Raw genomic sequence first — 15,824 nt, 5'->3', positions numbered from 1 at the left:
TATTCGAAATCACGACAAGCCTCGACCTTAAGACGTTCACAACTAAACATAAAAAGACGAACGATGTAGATTTTTATCAAATCATCGCGCGTCTTTTTATTTGATTTTGATTTGAATGTTAAATCGAACGGGGGGTAAAGGAAATCGTCGTCCGTTTTGTTTCAGCAACCAGTTTAGCGTCGAGTAAGGCAAAACTATCAGCGACGAGTTCAGCTAATTCATAGACGAGATGGAGCCGCGTATTTTGCAAAATCATCATCTCCATGAAGCCACTGACGTTGACGACCGCTTTAATGTTGAAGTCACCAACAGCGGGCAACTCTTTTTGGACACCGGCGCCCGGTGCGAGTGGACCTTCTGAGAAAAAGACGTGACCGACGCTCGATAGACGTCCGAGACAAGCATCGATGGCGATGACAAGTGGTTTGTAATGTGTCGTTTGAATCGATTGGAGTGTTTCTGCTAAATTTAAGGCATGAACGGGTTTAGCAAGTGTTCCATAAACATGCATGTGTGCGGGACGTGATTTTTCGAGGAATGTACCGACGAGTGGTCCAAGGGAATCACCGGTCGAACGATCGGATCCGATACAAACGAGTACGACCGGACGATTTTCTTTTGTCGCGGCGACTTGCTCATGGAGTTGCTCAGCTAACCTTTCTTTCGCGAATGGTTCTGTATGCTCTAAAAAGAAAGAATAGGGCTTAGGCTCGTGGGAATGGAAGCGGAAATTCATGTCTAGATCATCCTTTCTTCTCTAGGTGTCTGCGTCATGGTGTATTGGCGAGAGTGAAGGTGTTCTGTAATGATTTTCCTTTCCCGGTTTTTCGGGAAAACTAACGTCGAAATCGGTTCTTTAGTTGAAACTCATATAAAATCACGTATACTGTCGTAATAGAGAGAAATGAAAGGATGAAGAGAATGGCTACCAATCAAGATGTGAAAGAATCAGTCGCCCAAGTCGATAAGTTGATTGCACAAGTGACGGATACGGAAATGTGGATTCGGTTTGGACTGAAGGTGACAATTGCGTTAATCATCATTGTCGGATTTTATGTCCTGACACGGATCATGACGGGAGCGGTCGCCCGCTTGTTTACGATCCGAAAGATTAATGAACATGACTACTTAGCGCAACGACAAAACGAAACGTTACTGAAATTATTGCAAAATGCGATTCGGTACGTGCTTGGAATCGTCATGTTGCTGACCGTACTCAGTCAATTCGGCATCAATATCACAGGGCTCGTCGCCAGTGCTGGTATCGCGGGTCTTGCGATTTCGTTTGGTGCAAAAAACCTGGTTCAAGACATCATTACGGGTGCCTTCATCATCTTCGAACGACAGTTTAAAGTCGGTGATTATGTAAGAGTCGGTTTGATTGAAGGCGTGGTCATCGAACTTGGCATTCGGACGACAAAACTAAAAGGGTTGACCGGTGAGATTCATATCGTCCCGAACGGGCAAATCCTACAAGTGACGAACTTCTCCGTCGATAATAGTTTTGCCTTAGTCGATGTTCAAGTTCCGTACGAAGAGGATCTCAACCGGGTCGAGACGATCCTGAACGACATCTCGGAAGCAACGACGAAAAAGTATGCGGACATGTTCATTGAACCGATTCAGATACTCGGTGTCCAAATGCTTGATACTTCCGGTGTTTCCTATCGTCTGATGGCAGAAGTACCACCGATGCAACATTTTCAAGCGGGCCGTTTGATGCGTAAAGAATTCAAACAAGGTCTCGAAGCGGAAGGAATTCAGATTCCTTACCCGCATATGGTCATGATGAACACTACAGGTCAAGGGAATGGTGAACAAATCAATGATGCCAAAAACGTACAATCTCCATGATTATGTCGAAATGAAGAAACAGCATCCATGTGGAACGAACCGATGGCAAATCATTCGGGTCGGCATGGATATCCGCATCAAATGTCAAGGGTGTGGGGCAAGCATCTTGATGCCCCGCCGTGATTTTGATAAACGGTTAAAAAAAGTCTTACCAGAATGACTGTGAAAAAGAATCCGCAGACCGCTTGAGGTCGAACCGGATTCTTTTTTTTGTTCGCGCCGCAAAAAAGAAGTCGTCCGTTATGTCAGATTACAAAAAAACGGACATCAAACAGCCGGACCGTTAAAAAAGAAACAGCATCTCCTTGCTTAAAAAAATTGAACTATCTATAATTGTGAAAGATGTGCTGACGTGGTGTAATCATTCTACCCACTGCGGCCGCTAGCACGGATTTCCTAGGAAATACCGAAAAGGAGGAATTCCAAGTGGGATTAACAGCAGGAATCGTTGGCTTACCAAACGTAGGAAAATCAACACTTTTTAACGCAATTACACAAGCAGGTGTCGAGGCGGCAAACTATCCGTTCGCAACAATCGACCCGAACGTAGGTGTCGTCGAGGTGCCGGACGCACGTCTGCGTAAATTGACAGAACTCGTCAACCCGAAGAAGACCATCCCGACAGCATTCGAATTTACGGATATCGCGGGAATCGTCAAAGGTGCGTCTAAAGGAGAAGGGCTCGGAAATAAATTCTTAGCCAATATCCGTGAAGTTGATGCGATCTGTCAGGTCGTCCGTTGTTTCATCGACGAAAACATCACACACGTCTCTGGTAAAGTCTCACCGATCGATGATATCGAGACGATTAACCTTGAGTTGATTCTTGCCGATCTCGAATTGGTTGAAAAACGGATTCAACGTGTCCAAAAACAAGTCAAATCACGCGACAAAAATGCAGCAGGCGAACTGGAAGCACTTGAGATCGTTCTCGCGTTGCTCGAAGATGAAAAACCAGCCCGTCTCGCAGAATTAAACGAAGATCAAGCGGCAATCGTAAAACACTTCCAGTTGTTGACGATGAAACCGATGCTTTATGTCGCAAACGTCGGGGAAGATGAAGTCGCAGATGCAGACAGCAACGAAAACGTCCGTCTCGTCCGTGAGTTCGCAGCACAAGAAGGCGCGGAAGTCATCGTCATCTGTGCCCGGATTGAAGAAGAGATCGCTGAACTCGAGCCGGAAGAACGTCAAGAGTTCCTCGTTGATCTCGGAATCGAAGAATCAGGTCTCGATCAATTGATTCATGCAGCGTATAACACACTTGGTCTCGCGACATACTTCACAGCGGGCGAAAAAGAAGTTCGTGCCTGGACGTTCAAAAAAGGGATGAAAGCACCACAATGTGCGGGTGTCATCCACTCTGACTTCGAACGTGGATTCATCCGTGCTGAAGTTGTCGCATACGATGACTTAGCAGCAGCTGGAAACATGGCGACAGTCAAAGAACAAGGACGTTACCGTTCTGAAGGGAAAGAATATGTCTTCCAAGATGGCGATGTTGTCACATTCCGCTTCAACGTTTAAGCGGAGCGAACGAATCGTTATTGCATAAACCAAAATACTTTGATAGTATTAACAAATGTGAGTAATGAATTATTGCTCCTTGCTCGATGAATCGAGCCGCCAGTCCAAGAGGAGGTGACAGATATGCGTAAATACGAAGTACTTTACATCATCCGTCCGGAAGTTGATGAGGAAGCACGAAAAGCTCTAGTTGAGCGTTTCAACAAAGTCCTCACTGACAACGGTGGTACAGTTGAAAAAACAACTGAAATGGGTAAACGTCGTTTCGCTTACGAAATCAATGATATGCGTGAAGGATTCTATGTTCTTCTTAACGTGACTGCTGAACCAGCAGCTACTAAAGAACTTGACCGTCTCATGAAGATCAGTGACGATATCGTTCGCTTAATGATCACAAAAGACGAGAAATAAGCTGAAACAGGAGAGTGATTCTGATGATTAACCGCGTCGTTTTAGTCGGTCGGTTAACTCGTGACCCTGAAATGCGTTATACGCAGAGCGGGATTGCGGTAACGCGATTCACACTCGCATGTGACCGTCCATTTACGGGACAAGATGGGAAGCGAGAAGCTGATTTCATCGATTGCGTCGTATGGCGCAAGCAAGCAGAGAACGTTGCTCAGTATTTGAAAAAAGGTAGCCTCGCAGGTGTCGAGGGTCGCCTACAGATTAGTAGTTATGACGATAAAGAGGGTCAACGTCGATATCGTGCTGAAGTCGTCGCGGATAGTGTTCGATTCCTAGAATCACGCAATGCAAGCCGTTCTTCAGATAGTGACAGCTATTCTTCGAATTCAAATACAGGTGGAAACGGGAATGCTGCAGGATGGGGTTCACAGCAACAGCAGAACAACTCTTCCTCGCCAGCACCCGCTTCATCTTCATCGAACTCGGGCTTCGGCGCTGATCCATTCAGCGGTGGAAGTTCGATCGATCTTTCAGACGACGATCTCCCATTCTAATGGGAACGTCGAACTGAAAAATTTACTCTAAAAAGGAGGTTAATCACATGGCACGTCGTCCAGGTGGAAAACGTCGTCGTAAAGTATGTTACTTCACGTCGAACCACATCACTCATATCGATTATAAAGACGTAGAACTTCTCAAACGTTTCATTTCGGAACGCGGTAAGATTCTTCCACGTCGTGTGACTGGTACTTCAGCGAAATACCAACGTCCACTTACAATCGCAATCAAACGTTCACGTCAAATGGCTTTAATTCCATACGTAGCTGACTGATTACGGTCCAGCGCTTTTCCTTCTCGGAGGAAGAGCGCTTTTTTTCGCTTCTCTTTCAACGCGTCCCGCTTTTCGGTTATAATATACAAGTTAACGATTTTTCTTTTAATTAGAGTATTTAAGGAGGACGCGATGGAGTCAGGTCAACAAGTATCACCAGAACGGGAACGACGGATTGTTCGATTCGTTCCGTATCTACTAATCGTCGGTCTACTTCTCGTCGTCGCAGTTAGTAATCCAGGTATCGCAGCGATTGGTGCAGTCTTGACAACTGCTTTGTTCGTTCTTCATCTATTAGAAGAACAACGTGCACGTAAATCCTGGGAAGCCTATGTCGAAGGGATATCGATTCAGGTCGAGGATACAGGGCAGGATGCTCTGACGAATATGCCAATTGGAATATTACTATATGATGAGGAAACACATGTCACCTGGTTCAATGATCCGATGCGCGAAATCTTTGATGACTTAGCGATGGGTCATGTCTTGATGGACCTTGATCCATTGTTCGTCGAGATGATGGTGACCGATGAAGATCAAGCGACACTTGAAATTGGCGAATCGGTCTATCGTGTCTTCTCGAATCGTGAAAATCGGACCTTCTATCTATTTGATATGACTGAAGAAGCACAAGTCGAACAACAACTTGTCGATAATCAGACCGTCATCGGTGTCATTTACCTCGATAACTACGATGAGATGACACAAGGAATTGAAGACCAACTGCGAAGTGAATTGAACAGTCGGGTGACCCAGTTATTAAATCACTGGGCGGCTGATCATGGAACGTATATCAAACGAACTGCTTCTGACCGTTACTTCATCGTGACGACGGAAGAGAATTTACGAATTCTTGAACGATCGAAATTTTCGATACTTGATGTCGTCCGCGACGAAACGAGTCAGCGTGGTGTTCAGTTGACGTTATCGATCGGAATCGGTTGTGGGAGTGATGCCATCCCGATCCTTGGTCAGATGGCACAATCGAGCCTCGACTTGGCACTCGGCCGAGGGGGCGATCAAGTCGTCATCAAGCGTGACGGGAAAGTCCGCTTTTATGGCGGAAAAACGAATCCGACGGAAAAACGGACCCGGGTCCGGGCACGCGTCATTGCCAATTCGTTACGTGATTTAATGCAAGAGTCGAGCCGCATCCTTATCATGGGTCATCGTAACCCGGACATGGATTCGCTCGGGTCCTCGATCGGGGTCCTCAAATTGGCTGAGATGAATGAGAAGGAAGCACATATCGTCTTACCGGATGTTGAGATTGGTCAAGGCATTCGCCGGATGATGGCTGAAATCAGTGAAGATGAAAAGCTTGCGAGTCGGTTCATCAACTCGTTTCAGGCGGAACAAATAATTGACGATCAATCGTTACTGATCATCGTCGATACGCATAAACCGTCGCTCGTCGTCGTACCCGAACTGCTTGAACGTTTTGAGCGGATGGTCGTCATCGATCACCACCGTCGGGGAGAAGACTTCATCGAGGAGCCGGTGCTCGTTTATCTCGAACCGTACGCCTCTTCGACGTCAGAGCTCATCACGGAACTGATTGAGTACCAACCGACGAATGAAAAATTGGCGATGCTCGAAGCGACTGCACTTCTCGCAGGCATCATCGTCGACACGAAAGGGTTTACGCTCCGGACGGGGTCGCGGACGTTTGACGCCGCATCGTATTTACGTTCACAAGGCGCAGATACGGTTCTCGTCCAGGAGTTCCTCAGTCAAAACCTCGAGACGTATGTCGAACAGTCGCATATTCTCGAGCGGACGGAAATCTATAAGGACGGCATGGCGATCGCGACAGCCGAACCGGGTGTCATTCATGATCAAGTGTTGATCGCCCAAACGGCGGACCAACTGTTATCCTTACAAGGGATCCGGGCCGCGTTCGTCATTGCAGAGTTGCAGGATGGGCGGACGGCAATCAGTGCTCGTTCACTCGGTGAAGTCAACGTCCAGTTGATCATGGAGACGTTAGGTGGCGGCGGTCACCTGACGAATGCCGCTACACAAATGACGGAATCGATCATCACCGTCGCGGACGAATTAAGACAAGCAATCGATCGTTATTTAGAAGATGAAACAAAGGGAGAGGAAATCGAATGAAAGTTATTTTATTGCAAGACGTAAAAGGGCAAGGTAAAGCAGGGGACGTAAAAGAAGTCGCAGATGCATATGCAAACAACGTGTTATTCAAGAAAAAATTAGCACGTCCTGCGACGACAGGGAACTTAAAGCAACATGAAGCACATGAGCGTAAAGCAGCAGAGCAAGCGAAACAAGCATTGCTCGATGCAGAAGCCTTAAAAGAAAAAATTGAAAAAGAGACGATCGTCGTTTCGACGAAAGCCGGCGAAGGCGGTCGTGTCTTCGGTTCTGTCACGAGCAAACAGATTGCGGACGCCTTGAAAAGCATGGGGTATAAAATCGACAAACGTAAAATCGAGCTTGAGCACCCAATCAAGGCCCTCGGATTCACAAAAGTGCCGCTTAAGCTGCACAATGAAGTCACAGCGACGCTGAACGTTCAGGTCAAAGAAGCGTGACTAGAAAAGGGGACCGGTGATGAGTGATGTAATGCAAAATACGCCACCCCAAAGTATCGAGGCGGAACAAGCCGTCCTTGGGGCGATCATGATTGATGCTGATCGATTGATCAGTGCGTCCGAACGATTATTGCCACACGATTTTTATCGGGCGGCACACCAACGGATTTTTGAAGCGATGCTTGTATTATCGGACCGGGGCGAAGCGATTGATCTCGTCACCGTCACGGCAGAACTGAGTACGCTTGGTGTCTTGGAAGAAATCGGTGGGCTTGCCTATCTCGGTGAGCTTGCGGAAGGTGTCCCGACAGCGGCGAATATTAATTATTACGTCAATGTCGTCGACCAAAAATCAACGCTCCGTCGTTTAATCCGGACAGCGAATGAAATCGTCACGGACGGATACGAACGACAAAATGAAGTCGACGTTCTGCTGAATGAAGCAGAACGGAAGATTCTCGAAGTCTCGCAAGGTAAAGGGAGTGCCAGTTTCATCCCGATTTCTGACGTCTTGACGAGTGCCTATGCGACAATTGATAAATTGCATAAGCAAAGCGGTGAGACGACCGGGATTCCGACTGGTTTCCGCGATCTCGATCAGGTGACGGCCGGGTTCCAGCGTAACGATTTAATCATCGTTGCTGCCCGTCCGTCTGTCGGGAAGACGGCCTTCGCCTTGAACATCTCGCAAAACGTCGCTACCCGTGCCGACGAAAATGTCGCCATCTTTAGTCTTGAGATGGGTGCGGAACAACTGGTCATGCGGATGTTGTGTGCAGAAGGCAACGTCGATGCGCAACGTCTCCGGACAGGGCAGCTCGAAGATGAAGATTGGGGTAAACTGTCGCTCGCGATGAGCAGTCTGTCGCAAGCAGGAATCTACATCGATGATACGCCAGGGATTCGGGTCAACGACATCCGGGCGAAGTGTCGTCGCTTAAAGCAAGAGCACGGTCTCGGCATGATCATGATTGATTACTTGCAGTTGATTCAAGGGAACGGTCGCTCAAGCGATAACCGGCAACAAGAAGTCTCGGAGATTTCCCGTTCTTTGAAGTCGCTCGCACGTGAACTCGAAGTGCCCGTCATCGCCTTGTCTCAGCTCTCGCGTGGAGTTGAGAGTCGTCAGGACAAACGACCGATGATGTCAGATATCCGGGAATCGGGAGCGATTGAGCAGGATGCTGATATCGTCGCCTTCTTATACCGGGACGATTACTACAACAAAGAAACGGAAGATGCGAATACAATCGAGATCATCATCGCGAAACAGCGGAATGGTCCGACCGGTACGGTCAAACTCGCGTTCCGAAAAGAATTTAATAAATTCGTCGATCTTGAACCGAGTAATTCGTATGCTCCACCGGCGTAACAGGCAACACCTCGATCTAACCAGGTCGAGGTGTTTTTGTTTGTAGAAAATCATGACTGGGATGTTAGTTTAGTTCGCGTGTGGACAAGATAAATTCAATGTTGTGAATGAGGCTTTCTGCTTTCTGACAACCGTTTCTTTCTTCTCGTGCTTTCCTCGGGCGAGGCGCAAGCCGTTGCCCCTTTGTTCTGACGAACAAGGGGCAGGGTCTTGCCTGCCTCTGACAGTGCAAGAAATCTTGCACTTTTTCCCGTGGGAGTCACGAAAAGCGAAACGGTTGTCTTGTGTAGCGGGGCGAATGGATCATCGGGGCAATCCATTCGCCGAGTCGCGTGTTCCGATTTAAATCGTAGTGTATCTGTAGCCTAGAATCATTCTTTGTCCGTCACGAAAAGTGAAGCATGTTTTATGAAAGAGGGGGAGCTGACAACTGTTTCTTTCTTCTCGTGCTTTCCTCGGGCGAGGCGCAAGCCGTTACTCCTTTGTTCTGACGAACACGGAGCAGGGTCTTGCCTGCCTCTGACAGTGCAAGGAATCTTGCACTTTTCCCCGTAGGAGTCACGAAAAGCGAAACGGTTGTCTTGTGTAGCGTGACGTATGGATCATCGGGGATCGATTTGCCGAGTCGCTCGTTCCGACTTGAATCGCTTTCGAGCGAACAGCAATCAGGCGCGACCCTGCAGCGAAGCGAAGCGGCGCAAGGGATTGCCGCTCAGAAGTCGATTCGGAGAGGAAAAGCGCGGCAGGCGGATGTAGAAGATTTAAATCGTAGTGTATCTGTGCCTCTAAAGCACATGAAGGAAGCGTCGCGATTTGGACAAGCGAAGCCATCTGGAACAATCATTATGTTTCGATATCTTGAAAGTAAAGGAAAAAAGTAAGCGGAAAGTACTAATTAAACGAACGAAACAGAAATGTATTAATTAATTGTTCGGTATTTGGTTGACTTCTGTTTTTTTCCGCGTTACACTTAGTCGTGGTTTTGAATCGTACGTGGAGGTGGATGAGAATATGTCATCAGTAGTAGTAGTCGGAACACAGTGGGGCGACGAAGGGAAAGGTAAAATTACCGATTTCCTTTCGAAAAAAGCCGATGTCGTCGCTCGTTATCAAGGTGGGGACAACGCAGGACATACAATCGTATTCAATAATGAGACGTATAAGTTGCACTTGATTCCTTCAGGGATCTTTTACTCAGACAAGAAATGTGTCATCGGAAACGGCTTAGTCGTCAATCCGAAATCGCTCGTCAAGGAATTAAAGTATCTACACGACCGTGGTGTTTCTACAGATAACTTATTAATTTCAAATCGTGCTCATGTTATCTTGCCATACCATCAATTGCAAGATCAGCTCGAAGAAGAAGCCAAAGGTGACGCAAAAGTTGGCACGACGCTAAAAGGAATCGGACCGTGCTACATGGATAAAGCAGCGCGGATCGGGATCCGGATGGCTGACTTGCTCGATAAAGAGACGTTTGCTGAAAAACTTCAGATTGTGCTTGAACAGAAGAACCGGATGTTTACAAAAATGTATGACGCAGAGCCGATCGCCTTTGAGGATATCTTCGAAGAGTACTACGCGTATGGCCAAGAATTCGCGAAGTACGTCTGCGATACATCGGTCGTCGTTAATGACAGCCTCGATAAAGGGGAAAAAGTATTGTTCGAAGGCGCGCAAGGTGTCTTGCTCGACCTCGACCACGGGACGTATCCATTCGTCACATCATCAAATGCATCAGCTGGTGGTGTCGCTTCAGGTGTCGGTGTCGGCCCTGCCCGGATCGACCACGTCGTCGGTGTCTGTAAGGCCTATACGTCGCGCGTCGGGGATGGTCCGTTCCCGACCGAATTGTTCGATGAAATCGGTCATCACATCCGTGAAGTCGGTCGCGAATACGGTACGACAACCGGTCGTCCACGTCGCGTCGGTTGGTTTGACTCGGTTGTTGTCCGCCATTCACGCCGGACGAGTGGTTTAACAGATTTGGCGTTGAACTCGATTGACGTGTTGACAGGCATCGAGACCTTGAAGATTTGTACATCATACGAATTCAAGGGCAAACAAATCGATGAGTACCCGGCGAGCTTCCGTGATCTTGAAGCATGTGTCCCAGTCTACGAAGAATTACCGGGCTGGAAAGAAGACATCACAGGAATCCGTAAGTTTGAGGATCTTCCGATCAATGCGCAAAACTACGTCAAACGTATCGCTGATTTGACAAACATTTCACTCGTGACGTTCTCGGTCGGACCGGGACGTGAACAAACGGTCGTGCTCCGTGACCTTTACGAAGAAGCATAAGTAGAATGAAACAGGCGGACATCGATGCAAGGATGCCATGCCTGTTTTTTGTATGTTGCGATAAGCGGAATAGTTCACAAACAAAAGAAAAAAAGCGTATACTGATAGTGATGTTTCACGTGGAACTATCTGCTTGAGACAGGCTGAATGAAAGGGACGTGGCGTCGGGAGTTTCCGTCGCCACCTTTCTATATGCCGAAAAAACAGGTAAAATAGATTGAATAGAAATTTTTAAGGGGGAACACCCATTGACGGAACGTAAAATTCTTGTCGTCGACGACGAACAACCGATTGCGGATATATTAAAATTTAAGTTAGAAAAAGAAGGTTACAGTGTAGCGGTCGCCAATGACGGCGTCGAAGCGCTTGAAAAAGTAGAGGAATTCCAACCGGACTTGATTTTGCTCGACATCATGCTGCCTTTAATGGATGGGATGGAAGTCTGTCGCGAAGTCCGAAAGACATCACAAATTCCAATCATCATGCTGACAGCGAAAGACTCAGAGATCGATACGGTACTGGGGCTTGAACTCGGTGCCAATGACTATGTGACGAAGCCGTTTAGCTCACGTGAGCTGCTCGCGCGTGTCAAAGCACATTTACGTAACGTGAATGTCGTCGAAGCGGCACCGACGACGGCTGGACCGGGTCCGTTAAAAGTCGGCGAACTCTATATCGATACGAATTCGCATACCGTGACGCGCCAAGATCAAAAAATCGAACTCACGCAACGTGAATTCGAACTGCTCCATTATTTAGCAAAAAATATCGGTCAAGTCATGACGCGGGAACATCTGCTCCAGACGGTCTGGGGCTACGATTACTTCGGTGACGTCCGGACAGTCGACGTAACGGTACGCCGTCTACGGGAGAAGGTCGAAGACAATCCGAGTACACCGATCTATATCATGACCCGCCGCGGTGTCGGCTATTATCTCCAAGATGGGGAGAATGAATAATCATGTTAAAAGGAACGAACTTCTTTAAATCCATCCAATGGAAGCTTGTCGTCATCTACGCGCTCCTGATTTTGGTCGCGATGCAAGTCATTGGTGTCTACTTCGTTCGTTCCCTTGAAAAGCAGTACATTACGAACTTCTCAAAATCTGTCGAGGACCGGGCCGGACTTGTTGCATACAATGTCGGGAAGGAATTTGATAAGGCAGGCGATGATGAAGCCTCTAAACGGCAGTTGTCTGATTCTCTTGGGCAACTGCTGTCTGAGTTTAGTAGTGGCTCCACTTCAAGGAACGACATTCTCGAAGTCCAAATCATCGATCAGGACTCCGTCATTCAAGCGACATCGGATGAGGATAATCAGTCGGCTGTCGGGCAGCGGGCAACGAACTCCTTAGTCAAAAAAGCACAGGCGACGAGTTCGACCCGAATCGATACCGTCCTGGATCCGAATACGGAAGATAAAATCCGGATTTTTGCCGTTCCGGTCACGTCCGAGAGTGATGGTTCGACGATCGGGATGATTTATGTCCGGGCATCGATGGAGTCAATCTATTCGCAGATGCAGCAGGTCACACGAATCTTAGCGACGGGAACAGTGATTGCACTTGTCATCACGTCGATTCTCGGTGTGTTGTTGTCGCGGACGATTACGCGACCGATTTCCGACATGCGGCGGCAAGCGATTGAGATGCGCCGCGGGAACTTCTCCCGGAAAGTAAAAGTCTATTCTGATGACGAAATCGGACAGCTCGCCCGTTCGTTCAATGAATTGACGGATGAGTTGCTCGAAGCGAACGCGACGACGGAAGCAGAGCGCCGTAAGCTGACTAGCGTCCTCGAAAACATGACGGATGGTGTGATCGCAACGGACCGGACGCTCCGTGTCATTCTGATGAACGATCAAGCAAAAGACATCGTCGGCGTCGAAGAAGCAGGGATGGTCGGTACGAACTTGAAGGATCTTCTCGCACTTGGGGACGACTTCATGATTCCGGAAGACGGAACGATGCCACCGCGCTTACTCGACTTCAGTAGTGAAGACGAACTGTTCCTCGTCCGCGCGTTCTTCTCGCCCGTTAAAAAACACAGTGGTCCGATTACCGGGATGATCATCGTCCTGCATGACGTCACGGAACAGGAGCAAGTCGAACAGGATCGCCGCGAATTCGTCGCGAACGTCAGTCACGAACTCCGGACTCCGCTGACGACGATGCGGAGTTATCTGGAAGCCCTCGCTGAAGGGGCATACCAGGACGAAGAACTGGCACCCCGTTTCCTTGAGACGACACAAAATGAGACGGAGCGGATGATTCGTCTCGTCACGGACCTCCTGCAACTGTCGAAAATGGACAGTAAGGAATACAAAATGAACAAAGTCCGGTTCGACTACATTCAGTTCCTCAATGATATTCTCGACCGCCACGACATGACGAAGCCGGAGCGGATCCGCTTCCGCCGGAAAATCATGAAACGGAAAGTCTATATTCGTGGGGATCAAGATAAGTTGATTCAAGTCGCAGATAACATTCTGACGAATGCAATCAAGTATTCACCGGAAGGCGGGACGATCACCGTCCGGACGATGTTACGGGCAAAACGGATCGTCATCAGCATCAAGGACGAAGGGGTCGGGATCCCGAAAGCGAATCTCCAAAAAATCTTCGAACGGTTCTACCGTGTTGATAAGGCACGTGCCCGGAAGATTGGCGGGACAGGTCTCGGTCTCTCGATCGCAAAAGACGTCGTCTCCGCACATGGCGGCGACATCTGGGCAGAGAGTGAATGGGGACGCGGCACGACGATTTACTTTACCCTTCCCTATGAGGTGATTGAAGAGGTGGATGCCGGATGATGAAGCAACGACTGAAAACGATCCTGCTGATTCTACTGGTGAGTGGTTCTATTTTTCAGACGGCAATGCTTTGGACGTATCATCCCAGCAGTGAATCGATTGAGCAGGAACAAGTCTCCTTTAATGAAATCGATGCCTCAAAGACGGTTGAGAGCAATCAGCTCGTCAATCCGGAACTCGTCGTCTACTCGAATGGGCAAGCGGCCTATCAGACGCAAATCATCGGACGGACGATGTTGAACCGGATTGGCGCATCGTTCGATGTCGGTGTCCTTGTCCTGACCGATAAGGCATCGAACATTCCGACAAGTAAACGAAGCGTCGAGATGATTTTCCCGACGCCCGTCAGTGCGGCGATGCTCGAAGAATTACTCGGTGAAAAAGAAATCGCGATGGCAGAACCGATCAAGCGGCTGTATCTGCTCGATTATGATGGACCGATTCTTCGGCTCGAGTCGGCGACCGGACGTTTCAAGGACTTTCAATTGGTCGGTGACGATACGGTCTTAAAACGTCTCTTCGCCTACAATAAAAAAAAGCCGATGACGAAAGTCGACCTCAAAGGAGGCGACTACACATATGTCGCGACTGCACCACCACGTCTTGAAGAAGTGTTCGTTTATGATGAAGTCGGACAGGACCCGAAACCGTTAGAGCGGATTCAAAATGCGTTATTCGCAGAAAATGCGAACGTCCAACAAATTAAAGGGCGGGACGGACTGGATGTGTTGACGGATGGTGTCAGCGTCTCGACGTATGACCGTGATTACAACGCCTATCGCTTCAACACGTTATCACCGAATACGCAGAGTGCGGCCGTCGATTACAGTACACTCGTCAGCTATATCAACATTCATGGCGGGTGGCTCGATCAAGTCACGCAGCGGAGCGGTTTCCGGTATTACTTCGATCAAATGAGCAGCGAGGACGAGCAACAGACGGCGCTCTTCCGCCTCTATTTGAACCGATACCCGGTCTTCGGCGAAGTCGGACCGTTGCTCGAACAGCCCGAATTTGATTTAGCGACGATTAAGATGACGTTTGAAGAAAATCAGATACGGTCGATTAGCCGCAGTATGTTGCGGGCGAACCGAAAACTGTTGTTGCGGGAGACGACGTTACCGACGATTGAACAGACGGTGACGGAGCTGAAACAAGCAGAAGTGATGCAAGACATCACCGGCATCCGTGTCGGGTATAAGATGACGTATAAACTCACGACGAGTCGCTATGCCCTGTTTGAACCGGCTTGGTTCGTCAAGCAGGACGGGGTATGGGTCACGGTCGATCAAGCAACTGGAAAAGAGGGGTAATGTTCGATGGATTGGAGTAAAGCAAAGACGTTGTTGATTCTGACTTTTCTCATCCTGAACGTCTACCTGGTCGTTCAGTTGATGGATCGGATGATTGAGCCACGCATCGTCTCGACGACAGCGTCTGGAAAAACGATTTTGAAGGATCGAAAGATTGATGAAAAACAATTACAGAGTGTCTCGCGTGATATCGGCTACTTGACGGCGGAAGTCGACACCGGTCCGCTGGCACCGACCGACAGTTCACCGATTAAAGATGCCATCACGTCGGTCCAGAATCAAGTCGAGTGGTCCGTCCGTTTAGCAAAGCCGGCTCCGCTCGATCCGAAGGCGATGCGTGATGCGGCGACAGCGTTCGTTCAGTCGTCGATCACCCATGGTTCGAACTACGCGTTTTGGAAGTTTGATAATAAACGAAATGAAATGACGTTCGTTCAAACGTACAAAGGACAGCCGCTGTATTCAACACCGGAGCAATCGCGGGAAGATGATGCGATGATTGGCCCGTCCTTGCTTGTCTTAGAGCTGAACGATGCCAAAGAAATCGTCAGCTACAAACAACGCCATTTGAACGACGTCGTCCGCCAAGCCCAGGACGTGACGTTGCTGTCAGCGAGCGAAGCGGTCATTCAACTGTCGGAGCAGGGACTGTTCCCGGCTTCAAAACGGATGACGGGACATAAACTCGGCTATTTCTGTCTCGTGACGGAAGGGACGAAATCCGTCCAGATTTTACCGCCGACGTGGCAGATCGAACTCGACGGGGAAGAGCTTTATTTCGTCAACGCGATTGACGGAGGTGTTCAGACGATTGAACGCCTCGATACAGTTTCAGAGAAATGAG

Annotated in this window: 16 protein-coding genes; 14 read left to right on the top strand and 2 right to left on the bottom strand. The window is 48.5% G+C overall.

Going from position 1 to position 15,824, the window contains the following annotated elements:
- Positions 1–118 precede the first annotated feature (118 nt).
- Positions 119–736: a spore protease YyaC gene (gene yyaC, locus KNQ04_RS07210; protein ID WP_214848655.1), complete on the bottom strand. Its 618-nt coding sequence runs from the start codon at positions 734–736 to the stop codon at positions 119–121.
- A gap of 185 nt (positions 737–921) precedes the next feature.
- On the opposite strand from yyaC, the gene KNQ04_RS07205 reads away from it, so the two are divergent.
- The 9 genes from KNQ04_RS07205 to dnaB all read left to right on the top strand — a co-directional run bounded on the left by KNQ04_RS07205 (position 922) and on the right by dnaB (position 8,551).
- Entirely contained in the window at positions 922–1,854 is a 933-nt protein-coding gene (locus tag KNQ04_RS07205) for a mechanosensitive ion channel family protein (protein WP_214848642.1), read from the top strand.
- On the top strand, positions 1,826–2,014 hold the full coding sequence (locus KNQ04_RS07200) for a DUF951 domain-containing protein (protein ID WP_012371900.1): 189 nt from the start codon (positions 1,826–1,828) through the stop codon (positions 2,012–2,014). The genes KNQ04_RS07205 and KNQ04_RS07200 overlap by 29 nt, the downstream gene beginning before the upstream one ends.
- Positions 2,015–2,280: 266 nt before the next feature.
- On the top strand, positions 2,281–3,381 hold the full coding sequence (gene ychF, locus KNQ04_RS07195) for a redox-regulated ATPase YchF (RefSeq protein ID WP_214848630.1): 1,101 nt from the start codon (positions 2,281–2,283) through the stop codon (positions 3,379–3,381).
- A gap of 123 nt (positions 3,382–3,504) precedes the next feature.
- A complete protein-coding gene (rpsF, locus tag KNQ04_RS07190) occupies positions 3,505–3,792 on the top strand; it encodes a 30S ribosomal protein S6 (RefSeq protein WP_012371898.1) in 288 nt (95 codons plus the stop codon).
- Positions 3,793–3,815: 23 nt separating this feature from the next.
- Complete coding sequence (locus KNQ04_RS07185; protein WP_029332161.1) at positions 3,816–4,343, top strand: single-stranded DNA-binding protein; 528 nt, start codon at positions 3,816–3,818, stop codon at positions 4,341–4,343.
- A 47-nt stretch (positions 4,344–4,390) separates the two neighbouring features.
- On the top strand, positions 4,391–4,621 hold the full coding sequence (gene rpsR, locus KNQ04_RS07180; protein WP_012371896.1) for a 30S ribosomal protein S18: 231 nt from the start codon (positions 4,391–4,393) through the stop codon (positions 4,619–4,621).
- A 132-nt stretch (positions 4,622–4,753) separates the two neighbouring features.
- Positions 4,754–6,739 (top strand): DHH family phosphoesterase, encoded by a 1,986-nt coding sequence (locus KNQ04_RS07175; protein WP_214848622.1) that lies wholly within the window; start codon positions 4,754–4,756, stop codon positions 6,737–6,739.
- Entirely contained in the window at positions 6,736–7,179 is a 444-nt protein-coding gene (rplI, locus tag KNQ04_RS07170; protein ID WP_214848617.1) for a 50S ribosomal protein L9, read from the top strand. The genes KNQ04_RS07175 and rplI overlap by 4 nt, the downstream gene beginning before the upstream one ends.
- A gap of 19 nt (positions 7,180–7,198) precedes the next feature.
- Positions 7,199–8,551, top strand: a complete 1,353-nt coding sequence (gene dnaB / locus KNQ04_RS07165; protein ID WP_029332158.1) for a replicative DNA helicase — start codon at positions 7,199–7,201, stop codon at positions 8,549–8,551.
- A gap of 558 nt (positions 8,552–9,109) precedes the next feature.
- On the opposite strand, the gene KNQ04_RS07160 is transcribed toward dnaB, so the two are convergent.
- Positions 9,110–9,382, bottom strand: coding sequence for a hypothetical protein (locus KNQ04_RS07160; RefSeq protein ID WP_214848615.1), 273 nt, complete (start codon positions 9,380–9,382; stop codon positions 9,110–9,112).
- Between the two features lie 180 nt (positions 9,383–9,562).
- Here KNQ04_RS07160 and KNQ04_RS07155 point away from each other — a divergent pair, with 180 nt between their 5' ends.
- The 5 genes from KNQ04_RS07155 to KNQ04_RS07135 all read left to right on the top strand — a co-directional run bounded on the left by KNQ04_RS07155 (position 9,563) and on the right by KNQ04_RS07135 (position 15,823).
- On the top strand, positions 9,563–10,855 hold the full coding sequence (locus tag KNQ04_RS07155) for an adenylosuccinate synthase (protein ID WP_214848612.1): 1,293 nt from the start codon (positions 9,563–9,565) through the stop codon (positions 10,853–10,855).
- 248 nt (positions 10,856–11,103) lie between these two features.
- A complete protein-coding gene (yycF, locus tag KNQ04_RS07150) occupies positions 11,104–11,814 on the top strand; it encodes a response regulator YycF (RefSeq protein WP_214848609.1) in 711 nt (236 codons plus the stop codon).
- Positions 11,815–11,816: 2 nt separating this feature from the next.
- Entirely contained in the window at positions 11,817–13,667 is a 1,851-nt protein-coding gene (walK, locus tag KNQ04_RS07145; protein WP_214848607.1) for a cell wall metabolism sensor histidine kinase WalK, read from the top strand.
- A complete protein-coding gene (locus KNQ04_RS07140) occupies positions 13,664–14,980 on the top strand; it encodes a YycH family regulatory protein (RefSeq protein WP_214848595.1) in 1,317 nt (438 codons plus the stop codon). The genes walK and KNQ04_RS07140 overlap by 4 nt, the downstream gene beginning before the upstream one ends.
- Positions 14,981–14,986: 6 nt before the next feature.
- Entirely contained in the window at positions 14,987–15,823 is an 837-nt protein-coding gene (locus KNQ04_RS07135) for a two-component system regulatory protein YycI (RefSeq protein WP_214848592.1), read from the top strand.
- Position 15,824: the final 1 nt, after the last annotated feature.

It is taken from the genome of Exiguobacterium sp. s193 (assembly GCF_018618755.1).
GTDB lineage: Bacteria > Bacillota > Bacilli > Exiguobacteriales > Exiguobacteriaceae > Exiguobacterium_A.
The sequence above is the reverse complement of the archived record's forward strand: the minus strand, read 5'-3'. Positions and strand labels throughout refer to the sequence as shown.

Bases quoted from the DNA above. Each gene is read 5' to 3' on its own strand.
- rpsF (WP_012371898.1), top strand. From the start codon at position 3,505: ATGCGTAAATACGAAGTACTTTACATCATCCGTCCGGAAGTTGATGAG.
- KNQ04_RS07160 (WP_214848615.1), bottom strand. From the start codon at position 9,382: ATGGCTTCGCTTGTCCAAATCGCGACGCTTCCTTCATGTGCTTTAGAG.
- rpsR (WP_012371896.1), top strand. From the start codon at position 4,391: ATGGCACGTCGTCCAGGTGGAAAACGTCGTCGTAAAGTATGTTACTTC.
- walK (WP_214848607.1), top strand. From the start codon at position 11,817: ATGTTAAAAGGAACGAACTTCTTTAAATCCATCCAATGGAAGCTTGTC.
- KNQ04_RS07155 (WP_214848612.1), top strand. From the start codon at position 9,563: ATGTCATCAGTAGTAGTAGTCGGAACACAGTGGGGCGACGAAGGGAAA.
- rplI (WP_214848617.1), top strand. From the start codon at position 6,736: ATGAAAGTTATTTTATTGCAAGACGTAAAAGGGCAAGGTAAAGCAGGG.
- KNQ04_RS07140 (WP_214848595.1), top strand. From the start codon at position 13,664: ATGATGAAGCAACGACTGAAAACGATCCTGCTGATTCTACTGGTGAGT.
- KNQ04_RS07200 (WP_012371900.1), top strand. From the start codon at position 1,826: ATGATGCCAAAAACGTACAATCTCCATGATTATGTCGAAATGAAGAAA.
- KNQ04_RS07175 (WP_214848622.1), top strand. From the start codon at position 4,754: ATGGAGTCAGGTCAACAAGTATCACCAGAACGGGAACGACGGATTGTT.
- yyaC (WP_214848655.1), bottom strand. From the start codon at position 736: ATGAATTTCCGCTTCCATTCCCACGAGCCTAAGCCCTATTCTTTCTTT.
- KNQ04_RS07135 (WP_214848592.1), top strand. From the start codon at position 14,987: ATGGATTGGAGTAAAGCAAAGACGTTGTTGATTCTGACTTTTCTCATC.
- dnaB (WP_029332158.1), top strand. From the start codon at position 7,199: ATGAGTGATGTAATGCAAAATACGCCACCCCAAAGTATCGAGGCGGAA.
- KNQ04_RS07185 (WP_029332161.1), top strand. From the start codon at position 3,816: ATGATTAACCGCGTCGTTTTAGTCGGTCGGTTAACTCGTGACCCTGAA.
- KNQ04_RS07205 (WP_214848642.1), top strand. From the start codon at position 922: ATGGCTACCAATCAAGATGTGAAAGAATCAGTCGCCCAAGTCGATAAG.